General features: G+C 68.3%; 18 protein-coding genes and 1 tRNA gene. 10 read left to right on the top strand and 9 right to left on the bottom strand.

The window, feature by feature from the left end; genetic code table 11:
- Positions 1-33: 33 nt before the first annotated feature.
- The 3 genes from ACFWUU_RS05305 to tenA form a co-directional block, all read right to left on the bottom strand.
- Positions 34-106 (bottom strand) — tRNA-Lys (locus tag ACFWUU_RS05305).
- Between the two features lie 59 nt (positions 107-165).
- Positions 166-1713, bottom strand: coding sequence for a phytoene desaturase family protein (locus ACFWUU_RS05300; protein WP_380172895.1), 1548 nt, complete (start codon positions 1711-1713; stop codon positions 166-168).
- Positions 1710-2372 (bottom strand): thiaminase II, encoded by a 663-nt coding sequence (gene tenA, locus ACFWUU_RS05295; RefSeq protein ID WP_380172893.1) that lies wholly within the window; start codon positions 2370-2372, stop codon positions 1710-1712. Before tenA ends, ACFWUU_RS05300 begins: the two co-directional genes overlap by 4 nt.
- Positions 2373-2463: 91 nt before the next feature.
- Between tenA and ACFWUU_RS05290 the strand changes: the two genes are divergently transcribed.
- Positions 2464-4173 carry an aminotransferase class V-fold PLP-dependent enzyme gene (locus tag ACFWUU_RS05290; protein WP_380172891.1) on the top strand — a complete coding sequence of 570 codons (1710 nt, stop codon included), beginning with the start codon at positions 2464-2466 and terminating at the stop codon, positions 4171-4173.
- Positions 4166-4846, top strand: coding sequence for a DUF429 domain-containing protein (locus ACFWUU_RS05285; protein ID WP_380172889.1), 681 nt, complete (start codon positions 4166-4168; stop codon positions 4844-4846). Before ACFWUU_RS05290 ends, ACFWUU_RS05285 begins: the two co-directional genes overlap by 8 nt.
- Before the next feature lie 4 nt (positions 4847-4850).
- Here the strand turns inward: ACFWUU_RS05285 and ACFWUU_RS05280 are convergent, their stop codons facing one another.
- On the bottom strand, positions 4851-5690 hold the full coding sequence (locus ACFWUU_RS05280; RefSeq protein ID WP_380172887.1) for a LysR family transcriptional regulator: 840 nt from the start codon (positions 5688-5690) through the stop codon (positions 4851-4853).
- A gap of 105 nt (positions 5691-5795) precedes the next feature.
- On the opposite strand from ACFWUU_RS05280, the gene ACFWUU_RS05275 reads away from it, so the two are divergent.
- Positions 5796-6521: an SDR family NAD(P)-dependent oxidoreductase gene (locus ACFWUU_RS05275; RefSeq protein WP_380172884.1), complete on the top strand. Its 726-nt coding sequence runs from the start codon at positions 5796-5798 to the stop codon at positions 6519-6521.
- Positions 6522-6532: 11 nt separating this feature from the next.
- Here ACFWUU_RS05275 and ACFWUU_RS05270 read toward each other — a convergent pair whose 3' ends face one another.
- On the bottom strand, positions 6533-7651 hold the full coding sequence (locus ACFWUU_RS05270) for an ankyrin repeat domain-containing protein (RefSeq protein ID WP_380172882.1): 1119 nt from the start codon (positions 7649-7651) through the stop codon (positions 6533-6535).
- Positions 7652-7779: 128 nt separating this feature from the next.
- A complete protein-coding gene (locus ACFWUU_RS05265) occupies positions 7780-8736 on the bottom strand; it encodes an SMP-30/gluconolactonase/LRE family protein (RefSeq protein ID WP_380172880.1) in 957 nt (318 codons plus the stop codon).
- Positions 8737-8881: 145 nt separating this feature from the next.
- Between ACFWUU_RS05265 and ACFWUU_RS05260 the strand changes: the two genes are divergently transcribed.
- Positions 8882-10051, top strand: coding sequence for a sensor histidine kinase (locus tag ACFWUU_RS05260; protein ID WP_380172878.1), 1170 nt, complete (start codon positions 8882-8884; stop codon positions 10049-10051).
- Positions 10048-10671: a response regulator gene (locus ACFWUU_RS05255; RefSeq protein ID WP_380172876.1), complete on the top strand. Its 624-nt coding sequence runs from the start codon at positions 10048-10050 to the stop codon at positions 10669-10671. The genes ACFWUU_RS05260 and ACFWUU_RS05255 overlap by 4 nt, the downstream gene beginning before the upstream one ends.
- Here ACFWUU_RS05255 and ACFWUU_RS05250 read toward each other — a convergent pair.
- Entirely contained in the window at positions 10668-11357 is a 690-nt protein-coding gene (locus ACFWUU_RS05250; RefSeq protein ID WP_380172874.1) for a helix-turn-helix domain-containing protein, read from the bottom strand. The two genes, ACFWUU_RS05255 and ACFWUU_RS05250, sit on opposite strands and share 4 nt — an antisense overlap.
- 93 nt (positions 11358-11450) lie before the next feature.
- On the opposite strand from ACFWUU_RS05250, the gene ACFWUU_RS05245 reads away from it, so the two are divergent.
- Together ACFWUU_RS05245 and ACFWUU_RS05240 are read left to right on the top strand one after the other, a co-directional pair.
- On the top strand, positions 11451-11810 hold the full coding sequence (locus tag ACFWUU_RS05245) for an antibiotic biosynthesis monooxygenase family protein (RefSeq protein ID WP_380172872.1): 360 nt from the start codon (positions 11451-11453) through the stop codon (positions 11808-11810).
- Between the two features lie 18 nt (positions 11811-11828).
- Positions 11829-12818 carry a cation diffusion facilitator family transporter gene (locus ACFWUU_RS05240; protein WP_380172870.1) on the top strand — a complete coding sequence of 330 codons (990 nt, stop codon included), beginning with the start codon at positions 11829-11831 and terminating at the stop codon, positions 12816-12818.
- On the opposite strand, the gene ACFWUU_RS05235 is transcribed toward ACFWUU_RS05240, so the two are convergent.
- Positions 12815-13165 (bottom strand): thioesterase family protein, encoded by a 351-nt coding sequence (locus ACFWUU_RS05235; protein WP_380172868.1) that lies wholly within the window; start codon positions 13163-13165, stop codon positions 12815-12817. The genes ACFWUU_RS05240 and ACFWUU_RS05235 overlap by 4 nt on opposite strands.
- 47 nt (positions 13166-13212) lie before the next feature.
- Here ACFWUU_RS05235 and ACFWUU_RS05230 point away from each other — a divergent pair, with 47 nt between their 5' ends.
- Genes ACFWUU_RS05230 through ACFWUU_RS05220 form a run of 3 tightly spaced genes read left to right on the top strand, consistent with a single transcriptional unit; the run spans position 13213 to position 16548 of the window.
- Positions 13213-13824: a MarC family protein gene (locus ACFWUU_RS05230; RefSeq protein WP_380172866.1), complete on the top strand. Its 612-nt coding sequence runs from the start codon at positions 13213-13215 to the stop codon at positions 13822-13824.
- A gap of 37 nt (positions 13825-13861) precedes the next feature.
- Positions 13862-15676 carry a trehalase family glycosidase gene (locus ACFWUU_RS05225; RefSeq protein WP_380172864.1) on the top strand — a complete coding sequence of 605 codons (1815 nt, stop codon included), beginning with the start codon at positions 13862-13864 and terminating at the stop codon, positions 15674-15676.
- A complete protein-coding gene (locus tag ACFWUU_RS05220) occupies positions 15673-16548 on the top strand; it encodes a dihydrodipicolinate synthase family protein (protein WP_380172862.1) in 876 nt (291 codons plus the stop codon). The genes ACFWUU_RS05225 and ACFWUU_RS05220 overlap by 4 nt, the downstream gene beginning before the upstream one ends.
- Here the strand turns inward: ACFWUU_RS05220 and ACFWUU_RS05215 are convergent.
- Positions 16535-17308: a hypothetical protein gene (locus tag ACFWUU_RS05215; protein ID WP_380172860.1), complete on the bottom strand. Its 774-nt coding sequence runs from the start codon at positions 17306-17308 to the stop codon at positions 16535-16537. The genes ACFWUU_RS05220 and ACFWUU_RS05215 overlap by 14 nt on opposite strands.
- Positions 17309-17318 lie beyond the last annotated feature (10 nt).

The following is a 17318-nucleotide window of genomic DNA, read 5'->3' as shown; positions in this document are numbered from 1 at the left end:
AAGCCCAGGACACTCGCGTGACCTGGGCTGTTGTGCGCCGCCAGGGACTCGAACCCCGAACCCGCTGATTAAGAGTCAGCTGCTCTGCCAATTGAGCTAGCGGCGCATTTCTTGCTTTCGAACGAAGAGGATCGTAGCAGGGCTGTGGGGGAGAAGCGAAATCGGTTAGCGGGTGAGGATGGTCATGGCGGCGTTGTGGCCGCCGAGGCCGGAGACGGCGCCGCCGCGGCGGGCGCCGGAGCCGCAGATCAGGAGGTTGGCGACGTCGGTTTCGGTGCCCCAGCGGCCGGCTTCGGCGGGGTCGGTGACCCAGGGCCATTGCAGGTCGCCGTGGAAGATGTGGCCGCCGGGCATGCCGACGGATGCCTCGATGTCGTACGGCGTCTTGGCCTCGATGCAGAGGTTGCCGTCGGCGTCGCGGGCGATGCAGTCCTCGAGCGGTTCGGCGAGGTACGACTCGAGGCCGGCCAGCACCCGCCTGGTGGCTTCGGTGCGGGCAGCATCGTTGTCGGAGGCAAACAATCGGGCGGGGAAGTGGACGCCGAAGACGGTCAGCGTCTGGTGGCCGGAGGCAACCAGTTCGGGGGACAGGATGGTCGGATCGGTGAGTGAGTGGCAGTACACCTCGGACGGCGGCACAGCCGGCAGCTCACCACCCAGAGCGGACTGGTACGCCGACTCGAGCTGGCTGTAGTCCTCGTCGATGTGGAACGTACCGGCGAACGCCCGCGCCGGGTCGTCACCGGACTTCAGTGCCGGCAGACGACGCAGCAGGAGGTTGATCTTCAGCTGCGACCCCTCTGGCTTTTCAACGCCGCTGTGGCCACGCAGTGCAGCCAGCGTCGACGGTGCGACGTTCGACAGCACCCAGGAACAGTCCACTGACCGCTCACCGTCGCCGCCGAGCCAGGTGACCGAGCCGCGTACGCCATCCACCTCGACATCGGTCACTGACGAGTTGGTGACGAGTACGGCGCCCGCACGCCGAGCCGCAGCTGCCAGCGCGTCGGTGACTGCGCCCATGCCGCCGACCGGTACCCGCCACTCACCGGTGCCGTTGCCGATGAGGTGGTAGAGGAAGCACCGGTTCTGGATCAGCGACTTGTCGTGCAGTCCGGCGAACGTACCGATAACGGCGTCCGTCGCGACCACTCCGCGGACTGTGTCGTCGGTGAAGCGCCGTTCGATGGTCTCGCCGAGCGGGCGCTCCACCAGTTCGTGCCAGAGCGCACCGTCGACACGAGCGCGCACCTCGGCGGCGGTCTGGAGCGGCTCGAGCAGAGTGGGTGCGACAGCCTCGGCCAGCGAGCTGACCGATCCGTAGAAGTCGGTCCAGGCCTCGTACTCCGCGTCGCCGCCCGTCAGCGCCCGGAACGACTCGCGCGTGACAGCGCCTTCGGGCCGCTCCACCATTAGGCCGACGTCGCGGCCGGAACGGCGGACTGGCGTGTACGACGCGACCGCGCGCGAACGGAGGTCGAGAGCCAGGCCCAGGTCGGCGACGACCTTGTCGGGCAGCAGGCTGACCAGGTACGAGTACCGGGAGAGGCGGGCGTCCACTCCAGGGAAGACGCGCTCGCTGACTGCTGCGCCGCCGGTGTGCGCCTGCTGCTCCAGGATCAGCGTGGACAGCCCGGACTGGGCCAGGTACGTGGCGGCGACGAGGCCGTTGTGCCCACCGCCGACTATGACGACGTCGTAGAAGTCCTTCATCCCACCGGCCAATCGAGCTCGTGATAAGCGGCGTCCCAGAACATCCATTCGTAGCGGCACGTCATCGCGAAGTGCTGGTGACAACGTTCCCGCTCCGCGGCTCCCACGTCCAGTCCGTCCGTCACCGCGAGCACCTGCTCGACGACCGCGTCGAACTCCTCCGAGCCGTACGTCTCGATCCATTTCCGGTACAGCGGGTCCGGTGACGACCGCTTGAGCAGCTCCCGCCCTACGTCGCGGTAGATCCAGTAGCAGGGCAGTACGGCGGCCACGGCCTCGGCGTACGTGCCTGTGGCACACACAGCCGTCAGATAGGACATGTACGCCGTTGTGGTCGGACCCGACCCGGCTGCGTCGACATCCGCGGCGGTGATCCCCAGTGACTCCAGCAGGGACGTGTGCAGCTCCCGCTCGACCGCGAGGGCGTTGGCTGCGTGCAGCGCGAACATGATGACAGCGTCGTCGTCCGGAGCGCGTGCCGCGACCAGGCTGAGCGCCCGCGAATACGCGCGGAGGTAGTGGCTGTCCTGGATGATGAAGTACCGGAACGCGTCGTGGTCGAGGGTCCCGTCGGTCAGGCCCGTGATGAACGGGTGCCGGACTATCTCGTCGTACACGGAGGCGGCACCGCGGTCCCACAGCTCGCCGGAAAACGTCATCCCAACTCCTCGCCGTCGACTGCGACCGACCTTATCCACAGACGCGACGACGGTACGCGACGAACATCACTCCAGCGCCTTACTCTGAGGCATGAGTAGCCAGGGGGAGATGCCACCGGACACGCCGCTGCTGCGGCGGATCCGGGCGTCGGTGATCGGTGACGACCAGGTGATGCCGGGGCCGTACGGTCCACGGCGGGTGACGTACGCCGATTACACCGCGTCCGGGCGCGCGCTGACCTTCCTCGAGGACTTCATCCGCGACGAGGTGCTGCCGCGGTACGCGAACACGCACACCGAGTCGAGCGGCACCGGCCTGCAGACCACCCGCCTGCGCGAGGACGCCCGCCGGATCATCCACAACAGCGTCGGCGGCGACGACGAGACCGCGCTGATCTTCTGCGGATCCGGTGCGACCGGGGCGATCGACAAGCTGATCGGGATCATGGGCCTGCGGATCCCGGCCGAGCTCGACGACACGTACCACCTGACCGATCAGATCCCGCCGGACCAGCGGCCGGTCGTCTTCATCGGGCCGTACGAGCACCATTCGAACGAGCTGCCCTGGCGCGAGTCGATCGCCGACGTGGTCGTGATCAACCAGGACACGGACGGTCACATCGACATCGACCAGCTGGAGTCGAGGCTGCAGGAGTACGTCGATCGGCCGGTGAAGATCGGATCATTCTCCGCGGCCAGCAACGTCACCGGCATCGTCAGCAACACGCAGCGGGTCTCCGCGCTCCTCCACCGGTACGGCGCTTTGTCGTTCTGGGACTGCGCCGCCGCCGCGCCGTACGTCGAGATCGACATGTACGGCGGACGCGATCAGGATCCGTTGTCGTACAAGGACGCGATCTTCCTCAGCCCGCACAAGCTGATCGGCGGCCCGGGCACCCCTGGCGTGCTGGTCGCTCGACGGGAGCTGCTCCGCAACCGGGTGCCCGATGTCCCGGGCGGTGGGACCGTGGCGTACGTGAACCCGCTCGAGCATCGGTATCTCGACGACCCGGTACATCGTGAGGAGGGCGGGACGCCGGCGATCATCGGGTCGATCCGGGCCGGGCTGGCGTTCCAGCTGAAGCAGGCCGTTGGGATCGAGGTGATCCGCGCGCACGAGGACGCGTACCTGCGGCGCGCGGTCGAGGCGTGGAAGGCGGAGCCGGATCTGCAGATCCTCGGCAACCTGGACTCCGAGCGGCTGTCGATCGTCTCGTTCGTGGTCAAGGCACCGTCGGGGCGGTACCTGCACCACAACTTCGTGGTCGCGCTGCTGAACGACCTGTTCGGCATCCAGTCCCGCGGCGGGTGTTCGTGCGCCGGACCGTACGGTCACACGCTGCTCGGGATCGATATCGATCGCTCGCACTTGTTCGAGGAGGAGATCCTGCACGGTTGTGAGGGGATCAAGCCCGGTTGGGTCCGGGTCAACTTCAACTACTTCATCTCCGAGGCCGTGTTCGCGTACGTCGTCGAGGCGGTCAAGCTCGTCGCGCGCGACGGCTGGCGACTGCTCGGCGACTATCGCTTCGACCCGTCCAACGGTCTCTGGCGGCATCATCGCGGTCCGGTGGAGCCGCCGATGCGGCTGTCGCAGGTCGGGTACGACGCCGACGGCAAGCTCAGGTATCCGCGCCACGACCACACCGCGCCCGAGTCTGCCCTAGACGACTATCTCGGCGAGGCTCGGGAGCTGCTGTCCACGTGTCAGCAGGTCAGCGACCCGGATGGCCAGGTGAATACCGACTTCGATCACCTCCGCTGGTTCGACCTCCCGTCGCGCTGCCTGATCCGTGACTAGCCGGGTGCTGGGGGTCGACGCCTGCAAGAAGGGCTGGATCGGCATCGCCGGGGATCTACGGGCGTACTTCGCGGTGACGATCGGCGAACTGGTTGAGCGGGCTGAGGTCGACGGGTCGCTGGCGGTGGTGGGGATCGACATTCCGATCGGGCTGCCGGTGAGCGCGGCGCGCGAAGCGGACGTGCTCGCGCGGCGGGTGGTGGGGAGGCGGGCGTCGTCGGTGTTCGCGACGCCGGTGCGGGCCTCGTTGGAGGCGGCTACGCACGCGGAAGCGTCGGCGTTGAACGTTGCGGCGACGGGGAAGGGCGTGAGTCAGCAGGCGTTCGCCTTGGCCAAGCGGATCCTTGAGGTCGATGCGTGGGCGCCGGATGCGCAGTGTGCGGTGATCGAGGTGCATCCGGAGGTGTGCTTCGCGACGATGGCGGGTCGGCCGTTGTCGCATGCGAAGTCCACCTGGGCGGGTGGGGAGGAGCGGCGGCAGTTGCTCGCAGGTGTCGGGATGGGTGTGGTCGGGGATATCGGGTTGGCTGGTGAAGTGGCGGGAGTTGACGACGTACTCGATGCGGCCGCGGCTGCCTGGTCGGCTGGGCGGTACGCGGAGGGGCGAGCTCGCGCGTACCCGAATCCGCCGGAGACCTTCGCCGACGGTTCGTCAGCTGCGATCTGGGCCTAGTCGGTCAGAGGCGTGTCGCGGTGTGGACGAGGTCGGCGACCGCTTTGGATCTGCTGTGTGGTGGCCAGGCGATGACGGTCGTGACGGCCGGCGCGTCCGGCACCGGCACGACGGCGTGGTCGTCGCCTAGCTGGTCTCGGAGCGACTCGGGCATGACGACGCAGGCCAGTCCGAGGGCGATCAGTTGGAACAGTTGGGTTTGGTCGCGGACCTGCGGACCGGGGCCGTCCGGGTAGGTGCCATCCCATCCAGGCCAGCGCGGCAGGGGCAGATCTGTCTGGGCGTTGATCTCGTCCAACGACAGCTGCGCCCGGTTGGCGAGGGGATGACCCGCGGGCAGGACAGCCACCTGCTGTTCGGTGTGCAGCTCCTCGGTGTCGAATCCGGCTGTCGTGTCGTAGGGCCGGTGGAGCAGAGCAACGTCGGCACGTCCGGTGCGCAGCAGACCTTCCGGCTCGCCTGGACCGCACAGCATCATCTCGACGGCCACGGCGCCTGGTTCAGCGGCGTAGGCGTCCAGAAGCTTCGACAACAGTTCCGTGGACGCTCCGGCCTTGGCGGCCAGCACCACCCGCGGCTGGTCGGCCGCGGCGCGGCGGGTGCGCCGCTCGGCGGCTTCGACCGCGTCGAGAGCGGTCCGGGCCTCCCGCAGCAGCACCGACCCGGCCTCGGTCAAGGTGATTGCGCGCGTAGTGCGGTGCAGCAGGACAACTCCGAGTCGCCGTTCCAGTTGCTGGATCGCCCGGGACAGCGGCGGTTGTGCCATCGCGAGCCGTTCCGCCGCGCGCCCGAAGTGCAGCTCCTCGGCGACGGCGACGAAGTACCGCAACTCCCGAGTCTCCACCGGCTCAGCGTATCCGGCGCTGACCACGACCAATACCCGTGCGGTATCGCCGCGCACCCGACCGGTCTTGGACGCCCCGACCGCCTCCGCAACATGATCGGCGGCATGAGCGAACCAACTATCGCGCTGGTGACCGGCGCGAACAAAGGAATCGGATATGAGGTCGCTGCAGGCCTCGGCGCCCTTGGCTGGCGGGTCGGTGTGGGCGCGAGGGATCACCAACGCCGCGAGACTGCGGTGGAGAAGCTGCGCGCGGACGGGATCGATGCATTCGGCGTGCCGCTCGACGTAGCCGACGACGCAAGTGTGGCCGCTGCGGCCGAGTTGATCGCAGGCCATGCCGGCGGGCTCGACGTCCTGGTCAACAATGCCGCGATCACCGGCTGCGTGCCACAGACGCCCACCACGGTCGAGCCCGCGACCGTGCGCGGTGTCGTGGAAACCAACGTGATCGGCGTCATCCGCGTCACCAACGCCATGCTGCCGATGCTGCGCGGCTCGGCAGCACCGCGCATTGTGAACATGTCCAGCAGCGTCGGCTCGCTCGCCCTGCAAACCACACCCGACGTCGATATGGGTCCGGTCCCCGCCGCCTACTTGGCCTCGAAGACCTTCCTCAACGCCCTCACTATTCAATATGCCAAGGAACTGGGAGACACCAACATCCTGATCAACTCCGGCTGCCCCGGCTTCACCGCCACCGACCTCAACGGCTTCCGCGGCGTCCGCACACCACAACAGGGCGCGGCCATCGCGATTCACCTCGCGACCCTGCCCGACGACGGACCGACCGGCGGATTCTTCGACGACGCCGGAACCGTCCCCTGGTAACCCACACCGACCTAGTGGGCTCCTGATCTTCGGAGCGTGTTGGCGATCTCGTCGTAGCCGCGGGACTTGGCGTGCTGGAGTGGGGTGACGCCGTCCGCGTCTGCGAGGTTGGGGTCGGCACCGGCGTCGACGAGGATCTGGACGATCTGCTGCCAGGGCTCGGTGCCTTTGCCGAGGATGACTGCCTCCAGGAGGGCGGTCCAGCCGAGGTTGTTGACGTGGTTGAGGTTGATCTTGGTTTTGACGACGCGGCGGACGTAGTCGACGTGGCCGCGCTCGCTGGCGGGGATGACAGAGATGCCGCCGAATCGGTTCCGGAGGGTCAGGTCCGGGTTGGCCGGCAGGAGGGTCTCCAGCATCGCGACGCTTCCGGTGACGCCGGTGACGAGCCAGGCGGAGTCGTGCTGATCGTCCTGCGCGTCGGGGTCGGCGCCGAGCTCGACGAGCAGCCGGGCGACGTCGACGCGGTCGTTGAGTGAGGCGAGTAGGAGTGCGGTACGGCGATGGCTGTCGCGCGACTCGATCGGCGCGCCCGCGGCCAACGTGGCCGCGACCTTGTTGGCGTCGCCTGCGGTCGCAGCGCTGAGGAGCGCTTCACCAGCTGCGGCAGCACTGGAAGTCGCGTCGGAGGGTGGTTTTGTGTTGAGGGCGGCGCTTACTGCGGTCTGGCCGCGGTCCTTCGCGGCCTGCAGCGGTGTCGCGCCGTCGTTGACAGCCGGTTTGGCGGGGTCGGCGCCGGCGGCGATCAAGAGGCGGACGGTGTCGACGTACTCCGGGGTGCCTTTGCCGAGGATGACTGCCTCGTGCAAGGCAGTCCAGCCGAGGTTGTTGACGTGGCCTACCGCTACGCCGGCCTGGATGAGCCGGCCGACGACGGCGGCGTGACCGCGTTCGGCGGCGCGGATCAGGGCGGTGCCGTGATAGCTGTCGAGGCTGCGGACGTCGGCGCCGTTGGCGAGGGTGAGGTTGAGGAGCTCCAGGTAGCCCTCGCTGGCGGCGATCAGGAACGCGCTCTGGACGGTGTCGTCGAGCGCGTTGACGTTCGCGCCGGCCTTGATCAGGCGGCGGGCCTCGGCGACGTCGTTCTTCCACGCGGCGGCGATCAGTTGGCTGTCAAGCGTTGATGGCACGGAGGCGCTCCTCGGGGGCGAAGGCGTGGATGACGCAGATGAAGAAGGTGTCGGGTTGCTGGTCTCAGTGGAACACGCGGTGGTCACCGCCATCAGCAGGACGGCGACCACGGCGATCGGGCGGCGGTTCATCGGCGCGGCGGGGTCAGCGTGATGACCTGGTACGGCGGCACCGCGGTCGTCTCGTCGAACTTGCTGTCGACCACCAACAGCCGTCCCTGAGCGAGTTTCGCGGTCGTCAGCACACGGTCCGCGTCGGTCGGGGTCGCGGAAACCAGCCGCGCGACCTTGCCCTCAGCCGAGAGCCGCAGCGTGCTCAGGACGCGTGAGAAGTTGCGCACCACCCAGAGGCTGTTGCCCTGCTGCACAAGCCCGTCCGCGTTGACCAGGTCCGCGCCGGCCGTGTCGACAGCGGTCGCCTGGCCGGTCCGGAGGTCGAAGCGCCACAGCTTGCCAACGTTGCCCTGGGCCACAACCAGCGCCCCGCGGTCGGGTGACAGCACGATCCCGCCCAGGTTGAAGCCCGTCGCCACCGGGATCGCCGCCGAAGCGTCCGCCCAGGTCTGGATGGTCCACCGGCCGTGCCGTTCGGCGACGCGGAAGACCTGCGGGGCGTTCGAGTTCGTCACGTACGCCGCGCCGTCCGGCCCGATCACGAGATCGTTCACGAACGCGTTCGATACGCCGGTCCGCAGCGCGGCGAGCAGCCTCCCGTCGCGGTCGTACACCCACAAGTCCGGCGCGCCTGGGTGGTCGATCCCGTTCGGACCGCCGGCGACGTACACCCGGCCGTGGGCGTCGACGGTCACGCCGCGCGCGGTCCAGCGACCGTCGGTGCCGTCGCCCTTCAGCCACTCGGTCGCTGTCGTGGACCGCAGCTGACCACGGTGGATCTCGCCGCCGGTCGTCTCGGACACGTAGTACCTCTGCGTGCGGGCGTCGTACCCGATCCCCTCGAACTTCGACCCGCCGGCGTCGCCGGGCAGCTCGTACGTGAGCGGTCGGGCGGCGGAGGCGGTGGACGCGCCGAGGCCGAGCAGCGTGGCGGAGAGGGCGAGGGTGGCGGACAGCGTGCGGACGGACATGCGGACCTCTCAAACGGTCGTGGATTTCGGTCTGTCCCCAGCCTCCGTCGGCGGGGAAGGTCGGTACGACGGGTGTTCGGCCATCATCAGATAGCCGAACGGATGATTCGGATCGCGGTCTGCCGGGCCTAACATCAGCTGAACCATGACCAGTACTAAGGCGCTCCTCAGCCAGACGAACCGACTGGCGACCGCACTGCACGCGGCGCTGGTCGTCCTGGTGCTGGCGTCCGCGATCCGGTACCTGACCGGTCACGGCTTCGGCGACCGGGCGCCGTGGGTCCTCGTGGGCGCCGCGCTGCTGCTGGCGACGTACGCGGCGTACCGGGTGCTGCCCGACAAGCTGTGGCTCGCATTGCTGGTTCTGGAGTGGTGCGCGCTGGTCCTGCTGGCGCCGTCGTTCGCGTGGTGCGCTGTGCCGCTGTCGTTCGTTGCGCTGCGCGTTCTCCCGTTCCGGCCGGCCTGTGTGGTCGTTGCGGGCATGGTGGTCGTCACCGTGGTGCAGTGGAGCCGGATGGCCGATCGGCTCGACCCGACAATCGTGCTGGGACCGGTCTGCATCGCCGTACTTGCCGTAGGCGCCTATCGGGCGCTGGAGCGAGACGCGCTGGCCAGACAGGCGCTGCTGGACGAGCTGCACGCGGCAGAGGGTGATCTGGCCGATGCGCAGCACCAGGCCGGTGCTCTGGCCGAGCGGGCACGGCTGTCGCGCGAGATCCACGACAGCGTCGCGCAGGGTCTCTCGAGCATCAATCTGCTGCTGCAGGCCGCCGAGCGCGAATGGGACGACCGCCCGGAGTCAGCACGCGGCCATGCGGCCCAGGCTGCAGCCACCGCGCGAGATGGCCTGGACGAGGTACGCCGGGTCGTCCGCGACCTCGCCCCGGCCGAACTGGCTGCCGGGCTGCCGAACGCACTGCGGAAGAGCTGCGAGCGCCTGTCCGCCCACAGCGAGACCACGGTCCGGGTGGTGGTGCACGGTGAGCCGGTCGCTCTGGGCTCGGAGGTGGAGACCGCGTTCTTGCGCACGGCCCGCGGCGCGGTGGCCAATGTGCTCGAGCACTCGGCCGCGACGGAAGCCGTTGTGACGTTGACGTATCAGCCAGATGCCGTCGTTCTCGACGTTGTGGATAACGGAAGAGGCCTTCCGCGAATTTCAGCCAAGATGGACTCCGATCGCGGCCACGGACTGGCCGGGATCCGAGAACGGCTGAAACAACTGGGAGGAACGCTCGTGCTGGAAAGCGAACCGGGTGAAGGCACGGCTCTGGCCGCATCCATACCCCTGAAATCCCCACCGCCGGAGCGCCCGTGATCCGGGTTGCCCTGGTCGACGATCATCCCGTCGTGCGCGCCGGGGTGCGAGCGATCCTTGAGGGGCAGGAGGACCTGACGGTGGTCGGCGAGGCATCGGACGCGCGCAGTGCCGAGCAACTCGTCGCCGCGCTCCACCCGGACGTCGTGTTGATGGATCTCAACCTCGGCGCCGGGCCGGGCGGTGCCGAGACGACAGCGCGCCTGCGGGCTCTGCCGGAGCCGCCGTACGTGCTGGTGCTGACGACGTACGACACCGAGGCCGACATCCTGAGTGCGATCGACGCAGGTGCCTCCGGGTATCTGCTGAAGGATGCGCCGCCGGATGATCTGTTCCGGGCGATCCGTGGCACAGCTCGTGGTGAGACTGTGCTCGCGCCCACGGTCGCGGCTCGGCTGGTGCGGCGCTCCGGGCCGACGCTGACGGATCGCGAAGTGGAGATCCTTGGGTTGCTCGCGACGGGTATGACCAACCGGACGCTGGCTCGCAAGCTGTATGTGAGCGAGGCGACGATCAAGTCTCACCTCGCGCACATCTACACCAAGCTGGAGGTTGATACCCGAGCCGCCGCAGTCTCTCGTGCGATCGAGCAGCGGATCATCCGGCCGGCCAAGTCCTAGGTTCTGCGGTGTTGTTCTTCCAGGGTCGACTGGATGAGGGATCGCGCGGCCCAGGCTGAGGCCTCGGTCCGGTCGTCAGGGTCGAGGCCGCGGAGGTCCTGCAGGACGATCAGGGCTTCCCAGCCGACGACCATCGCGATGCCGGACACGAGTCGCTCGAACAGGTCGTCGTCTAGTTCGGTGCGGAGTGGGTCGAGGGCGCGCTCGATCCAGGCGACGCGGCGATAGCCGCGCCGAGGGTGCGGTGCGTCGTCCGGGGGTGTGTCGACGGTCAGCCGGATCAGCGAGCGTCCGAGCGGTAGAGAGGAGGCGGCCGCCTCGCCCAGCGCCCGGACCATCGCGTCGACCCGCGCGGAAGCATCGCCGGAAGCAGCCCGAGACGGGGCGCCGGATGCGGCTGCGGAAGCGGCTGCCGAGGCGGTCTTGGATGCAGTCCGCGACGCGGCCTCTATCGCCGCGTCCACGTCGGTCTGTGTGAGCAGGCCGAGGGTTGCGTCTAGCAACAATTGGTCCAGGGTCGGGAAGTACTGGTAGATCGTGCGGCGCGACACGTCGGCGGCTTCGGCGATCTCGTTGACGCCTGGAGTCTGCCCCTCGGCGAGCAGTTCCGCGGTGGCGTTCACGATCGCGGCCCGGGTGCGCCGCCGTTGTCGGGCCCGGCCTGCCTCCGGTGCGGTGTCAGTCACCAGTTCCTCGATTCCCCTTGACGTCGCGCTTCCAGCGTGAGTATACCTGAGTGCAGTCATTGCACACTAGTGCAATTAACGGGAGGAACGGACATGACTCAGATTTCGGCGGAGCAGCGGATCGCGCCCACGGGCGACCACCTGGTCGACGGGCCGGTCACGTTGATGAATCGGTTCTCGGTGCGTCCAGAGCGGGACGAGGCGTTCCAGGCGCTGTGGACCGAGACCAGCAAGTACTTCATGGCGCAGCCCGGCTTCGTCTCGCTGCGTCTGCACCGGGCGATCTCGTCCGACGCCGAGTACCGGTGGGTCAATGTCGCCAACTGGCAGTCGGAGGCGGACTTCCGGGCAGCCCACGGTACCGACGAGTTCCGCCGCGTGGTGACCAGGCCGGAGTGGGCCGAGTTTCCGAGCGCGCCACTCCTGTTCGAGGTCGTCACAGCAGCCGGTTAGACCGATTAGTGTCGGGGTGTGAGTAGCTCGGACGATGATGCGGGCGGCGGCGAGAGCCTCCTGACAGTGCTGGTCGCGCTGTGTGCGAACCTGCTGATCGCGGTCGCGAAGACGGTGGTCGCCGTGATCACCGGGTCCGCGTCGATGGCGGCCGAGTCGGCGCACTCCTGGGCCGACACCGGCAACGAGATCTTCCTGCTGGTCGGCGAACGGCGGGCGCAGAAGCCGGCCGATCGGACGCATCCGCTCGGGTACGGACGGGTCGGCTACATCTGGTCGATGTTCGCGGCGTTCGGCCTGTTCACGGTCGGCGCCGCGGTCTCGGTCTGGCACGGCGTCCAGTCGTTGCAGCACGGCGAAGCGGACGGTACGTCGTACGGCTGGGCGTACGCCGTACTCGGGGTCTCGTTCGTGCTCGAGGGGATCTCGTTCACGCAAGCGATGCGGCAGACGAAGGCCGGTGCGATCGAGCGGATGCTGCGCCCATGGCGGTACGTGCAGCTCACGTCGAACCCGGTACTGCGGGCCGTGTTCGTCGAGGATCTGTCCGCGCTGATCGGCATCCTGATCGCCGCGGCCGCGATCCTGATGCACCAACTCACCGGCAACGTGGCGTGGGACGCGGTCGGGTCGATCGTGGTCGGCATCCTGCTCGGCGTGGTGGCGCTGTTCCTGATCAGCCGGAACATGGACTTCCTGACCGGCGAAGCGGTGACCCCGCTGGCGCGGAACCGCGTGCTCCGCGCGCTGCTCGAGCACAAGGACATCGAGCGGATCACGTTCCTGCACATGGAGTGGGTCGGTGCCGACCGGATCTTCCTGGTCGCCGCGGTCGACGTCACCGGCAACGAGTCCGAGTCCGAGGTCGCGACCCGGCTGTACGCGATCGAGGACGCGCTCAACGCCCGCAAGGAGATCCAGCAGGCGATCCTCACGCTCTCGCGCCCCGGCGACGCCACCAGTCTCCAGCCGAGCGAGCTGCCCGACTGGTACGTCGACCCCGCCTAGGGCACGCTGGCGAGGAAGCGCGAGCGGTCCACCATGACGCGCTCCAGCTCACCGTCCGCGATCACCTGGCCGGCGGAGTTGGTCGCGCGGACTCGGAAGAGCAGTTGGCGACCGTCCACAGCAGGGTCGTCCGCGACGATGTCGACGGTGTCGCCGACGCGGGTCGGCAGTCGGTGGCGGATGCGGACCGCCGTACCGACCGAGGTCTGACCGGGGCCGAGTACGCGCAGGGCGAGCTGGGCGGTCGCGTACTCGAGCCAGGTGAGCAGGCGCGGCGTCGCGAGGACCTCGACGTCCCCGCTGCCGACCGCGAGTGCGGTGTCGGCGGGTGTCACTTCATGGCGCACGGCAAGCTGCCCTTTCCTGGCCGATCGGGAGGTGTACGCTCCCGCCCGTGGAGCCCGTACACGTTGCAGTTTCTGCGTTGGCTGCATTGTTACCGATCACGAATCCGATCGGCGCGCTGGCCACCTTCGCGGGGATGACAGATGGCGTGGAACGCGCCGCGATGAGGCGTCAAGCGGTCATGACCGGGGTCTATGTGCTCGGGATCCTGGCCGTGTTCGCGCTGCTCGGCACCCTCGTACTGGAAGGGCTCGGCATCGGTCTGCCCGCACTCCAGATCGCCGGCGGCCTGGTGGTCGCGCACTCCGGCTTCGGGATGATCGTGTCCCGCCAGACGCTGACCGACGACGAGAAGACGCACGGAGTGGCCAAGCCGGACGTGTCGTTCTCGCCGATGGCTCTGCCCTTGATCGCCGGTCCGGGCGCGATCGGCGTCGTGATCGCGCTGACCGCGCGACACCCCGGGATCGTCAACCGGGTGAGTGTGATCATCGCAGCGGCTGTTCTGGCCGGTCTCGTGGCGGTCCTGCTGCGATTCGGTACGCCGTTGGTCGACAAGCTCGGCCCGACGGGACTGGGCGCGCTCAGCCGGATCATCGGCTTCCTGACCCTGGCGATCGGCGTCGAGCTCGTGACACACGGCGTACTCGCCGTGAAGTAATTCGCATTAGCATCGATTTCGATGCGAGGCTGGTGTCATGACGATCGAGTACGACCGGCTTCAGGACGATGTGGCGCGTGGCTGGAACACCTGGGACACCCGCAGTGTGCTCACCCAGGTCCTGCTCCCGGACGCGCTCGGCCTCTCCTTCGGACTGAAGGAGTACTACCGCGGCACCTCGTTGCGTACGGCGCAGATCGGCCGCCGGACCGAGGGCGCCGAGAGCGTGACGCTCGGCCCGCACGCGTACGGCGGGAGCTATACCGAGACCACGCTGACCTGGGCCGGCATCACGATCCGTGTCCAGACCGCGCACGCCGGCGACGACCTGGTGGCGCTGGTGACGCCAACGGCCAACCAGCCCAAGAGCGCGTTGCTGACGGTTGGCGTCAGCTACCTGTGGAACCGCCCCGGCACTGTCGTCCGAGAGGCGGACCGCATCTGTGCAACAGCAGAGCGCACGGTCGAGGTCTACGCGACCACGCCGCACGTCGACGATCCGTACTGCGACATCGACGGCCCATACCTGGCCCTCGACCTCGCACAGGCGGTCGGCATCAGCACAGGTCGCCCTCGAACCCTGGCCGAGGTCGCCGAGCTGATCGCAACCAAGGCCACCCCAGCCACGGAACACCAGGAGATCGTCCGCGACTCGATCTCCTGGAACACCATCTACGAGCCGTCGAAATCGCGCGTGATTACCGGCGTCAGCCGGCTGTGGAACGTCGGCAAGCGCGGCGGCTACGCACTGTTCTGCTGGGACGCGTTCTTCAACGCCCTGCTCGCAGCGCCGAACAGCAAGGCCGTTGCCTACCTCAACGTCGTCGAGATGCTCCGCGCCGTCACTCCGGAAGGCTTCGTCCCGAACGTCGAACAGGGCACCGGCCGGAAGACGTACGACGGCTCGCAGCCGCCGGTCGGGTCGATGACGGTTCTCGAGCTGTACCGCCGCTTCGGCGACCGCTGGTTCCTGGAGGAATGCTTCGAGACGCTGCTGTCCTGGAACCGCTGGTGGTGGCGCGTCCGCCGCGACGGCGACCTGCTGTGCGCGGGCTCGACGTACTTCGACCCGGAGTACCCGTCGCCGCAGGACATCCCGCGGATCCACCAGCACTTCGGCGCGACCTGCGAGAGCGGCTGGGACGGGCATCCGGTCTTCGACGACGTACCGTTCGACCAGAACAAGAGCCTGCTGGCTGCGCACGACGTCGGCCTCAACAGCCTGTACGCCGTCGACTGCGAGTCGCTCGCCGAGATCGCGGACATCCTCGGCGAACCGGATGCCGCGTCGGAACTGCGCACGCGCCACGACACCGTGGTCGCAGCCATGGAGACGTTCTGGGACGAGACCGCCGGTATCTACCGCAGCCGGCGAACCGATACCGGTCAGCTCACGGAGCGGTTGTCGACGATGAGCTTCTACCCGCTGCTGGTCGGCGTCGGAGCCGAGCGACAAGGCCGGATGCTGGCGGAACACCTGCTGGCCGACGACGGCTTCGGCGGCGAGTGGATCCTGCCTACCTCGCCGCGGAACGAGAAGATCGAGCTCAAGGACACGTCGTACTGGGAGCTGCGCGCCTGGCCGCCGGTGAACTTCCTCGTCTACCTGGGCTTGCGGCGGGCGGGGGAGAAGGACGCGGCGGCCTGGCTCGCCGAGGGCAGCGAGCGGCTCGTGCTGAAGGAGTGGCGGGAGCACCGGCACATCCACGAGAACTACTCGAGCGTGCACGGCGCCGCCTGCGACAAGCCGAACAGTGAACCGTTCCAGACCTGGGGCGCGCTGCTCAGCCTGATCGTGCTGATGGAGCGAGGCGAGGTCACGCTGTTCGACGACGAGAGGTGGCAGGAATGAGCCTGCTGAGTGGCGTGGTCGTGCCGCTGGTGACGCCGATGTCCGCGCCAGGCGTGCCGTCGGCCGAGGCAGCGGAGAAGTTGCTCACGGCAATGGCTTCGGTCGGCGTACGCCGGTTGATGCTGCTCGGGAGCAACGGGGAAGGGCCGCTGATCCCGGCCGAGGTATGCGGGGACTTCACCGCCGGCGTGGTGAAGCGCTGGCGGGACCTGGTTCCCGACGGGACCATCCTGGTCAACGTCACAGCACCCGGTACGGCGGAAGCGGAGCGGCGTACCGATGATGCTGCCGCAGCGGGCGCGGACGCGATCGTCTCGAGCCCGCCGACGTTCTTCAAGCACCGAGCCGATGAGGTGGTCGCCCATTTCGAGGCGCTGAGCCGGCACGGTCTGCCAGTGATCGCGTACAACACACCGCGTTCGACGCTGCTCACCCAGGAGACCGCAAGCGCGGCGCAGCCCTACCTGGCCGGCGTCAAGGACTCGTCAGGCGACCCGGAGATGCTGCGGTACCTGCTGTCGCTCGGGATCGAGATCAGTCAGGGCGACGAGCAGAGCCTGGCTGACGCCGTACGGGCTGGTGCGCACGGCATCACGCCAGGAATCGCCAACCTGGCGCCGGGGCTGGCGTTGCAGATGGTTGCCCCCGGCGCCGATCTCGATCACCTGCAGGAGCTGTCCACCGCGCTGACCAAGATCCACACGGTGCGCCCCGGCGTACCGACGGTGAAGGCGCTGCTGAACACGCGCGGTCTGTGCCCACCGCATTGTGCGCCGCCGCTCGCCCCCTGCACAGCCGATGAGGTCCGCCACCTGACGGACCTCATCGCCCCACTGGAAGAGCACCTGATCCCGCGGGCTACTTCGTCTTGAGCGACGGCTTGCCCGACGGCTTGATCGTGTGGACCGCGGGGAGCTTCCACGACTTGCTCTTGGCCAGGTCGGAGAGCTCGGCCGCCGACAGAATCGGGTGCGACCTGGTGTGGGGCTGCCCCTTCTCGGCCGGGCCGTTGTAGCTGGTCAGGTTGATATTGCGGCCGTCAGCGCGGTACAGCGTCACGTAGCGGCTCACAACGCCGTACTGCTTCTGGCGGCCGTCGGAGTACTCCGGCGACACCGGCGACGCGTAGAGCACCGACCCATCGGCCAGCGTGGTGCAACCGGAACGGACGGGCACGCACGGGTTCCCCTCCCCGCCCCCGGACACCATGACGTCGACGCGCGCAGCCCCCTTGCCGTCGTCGACGACGTACGCCGCACCAGCGAAGTCCCCGCCGCCCCACGTCTCCGGCTTGCTGAGCGTGAGCCCACGGGCCGCGAGCAGCGACCGCAGCGTGGCCAGCGTCTCCTTCGGCGTCACCGTCGCCGGCGGAGTCTTGGCAGACGCCTTCATAGACGGCTTGGTCAGCGGAGCGGCCACTCCAGCATCAGCGGGGGAGCTCAACAGTTGGATCCCGCCACCAATCAGCGCAGCAGTGGCCAGCACGGCACCAGCACCACTCGCAGTGAGCAACGCCGTACGCCGCCTCCGCTGCCGCAGCCCTTGCGCGACGGACCGCTCCAGCAGGTCAGCAGTAACCGGCTCGATGTTCTCGGTGGCGCGGTTCATCAGGTCAGTGAGTTGGGTGTTCATGTGTTCTCCT

It is taken from the genome of Kribbella sp. NPDC058693 (assembly GCF_042715335.1).
Classification (GTDB): Bacteria; Actinomycetota; Actinomycetes; order Propionibacteriales; family Kribbellaceae; genus Kribbella; species Kribbella jiaozuonensis.
The sequence above is the reverse complement of the archived record's forward strand: the minus strand, read 5'-3'. Positions and strand labels throughout refer to the sequence as shown.

What these genes read in the sequence shown, in the direction of transcription:
- ACFWUU_RS05260 (WP_380172878.1), top strand. Translation starts at nt 8,882, where the DNA reads ATGACCAGTACTAAGGCGCTCCTCAGCCAGACGAACCGACTGGCGACC.
- tenA (WP_380172893.1), bottom strand. Translation starts at nt 2,372, where the DNA reads ATGACGTTTTCCGGCGAGCTGTGGGACCGCGGTGCCGCCTCCGTGTAC.
- ACFWUU_RS05225 (WP_380172864.1), top strand. Translation starts at nt 13,862, where the DNA reads ATGACGATCGAGTACGACCGGCTTCAGGACGATGTGGCGCGTGGCTGG.
- ACFWUU_RS05275 (WP_380172884.1), top strand. Translation starts at nt 5,796, where the DNA reads ATGAGCGAACCAACTATCGCGCTGGTGACCGGCGCGAACAAAGGAATC.
- ACFWUU_RS05290 (WP_380172891.1), top strand. Translation starts at nt 2,464, where the DNA reads ATGAGTAGCCAGGGGGAGATGCCACCGGACACGCCGCTGCTGCGGCGG.
- ACFWUU_RS05215 (WP_380172860.1), bottom strand. Translation starts at nt 17,308, where the DNA reads ATGAACACCCAACTCACTGACCTGATGAACCGCGCCACCGAGAACATC.
- ACFWUU_RS05300 (WP_380172895.1), bottom strand. Translation starts at nt 1,713, where the DNA reads ATGAAGGACTTCTACGACGTCGTCATAGTCGGCGGTGGGCACAACGGC.
- ACFWUU_RS05265 (WP_380172880.1), bottom strand. Translation starts at nt 8,736, where the DNA reads ATGTCCGTCCGCACGCTGTCCGCCACCCTCGCCCTCTCCGCCACGCTG.
- ACFWUU_RS05245 (WP_380172872.1), top strand. Translation starts at nt 11,451, where the DNA reads ATGACTCAGATTTCGGCGGAGCAGCGGATCGCGCCCACGGGCGACCAC.
- ACFWUU_RS05220 (WP_380172862.1), top strand. Translation starts at nt 15,673, where the DNA reads ATGAGCCTGCTGAGTGGCGTGGTCGTGCCGCTGGTGACGCCGATGTCC.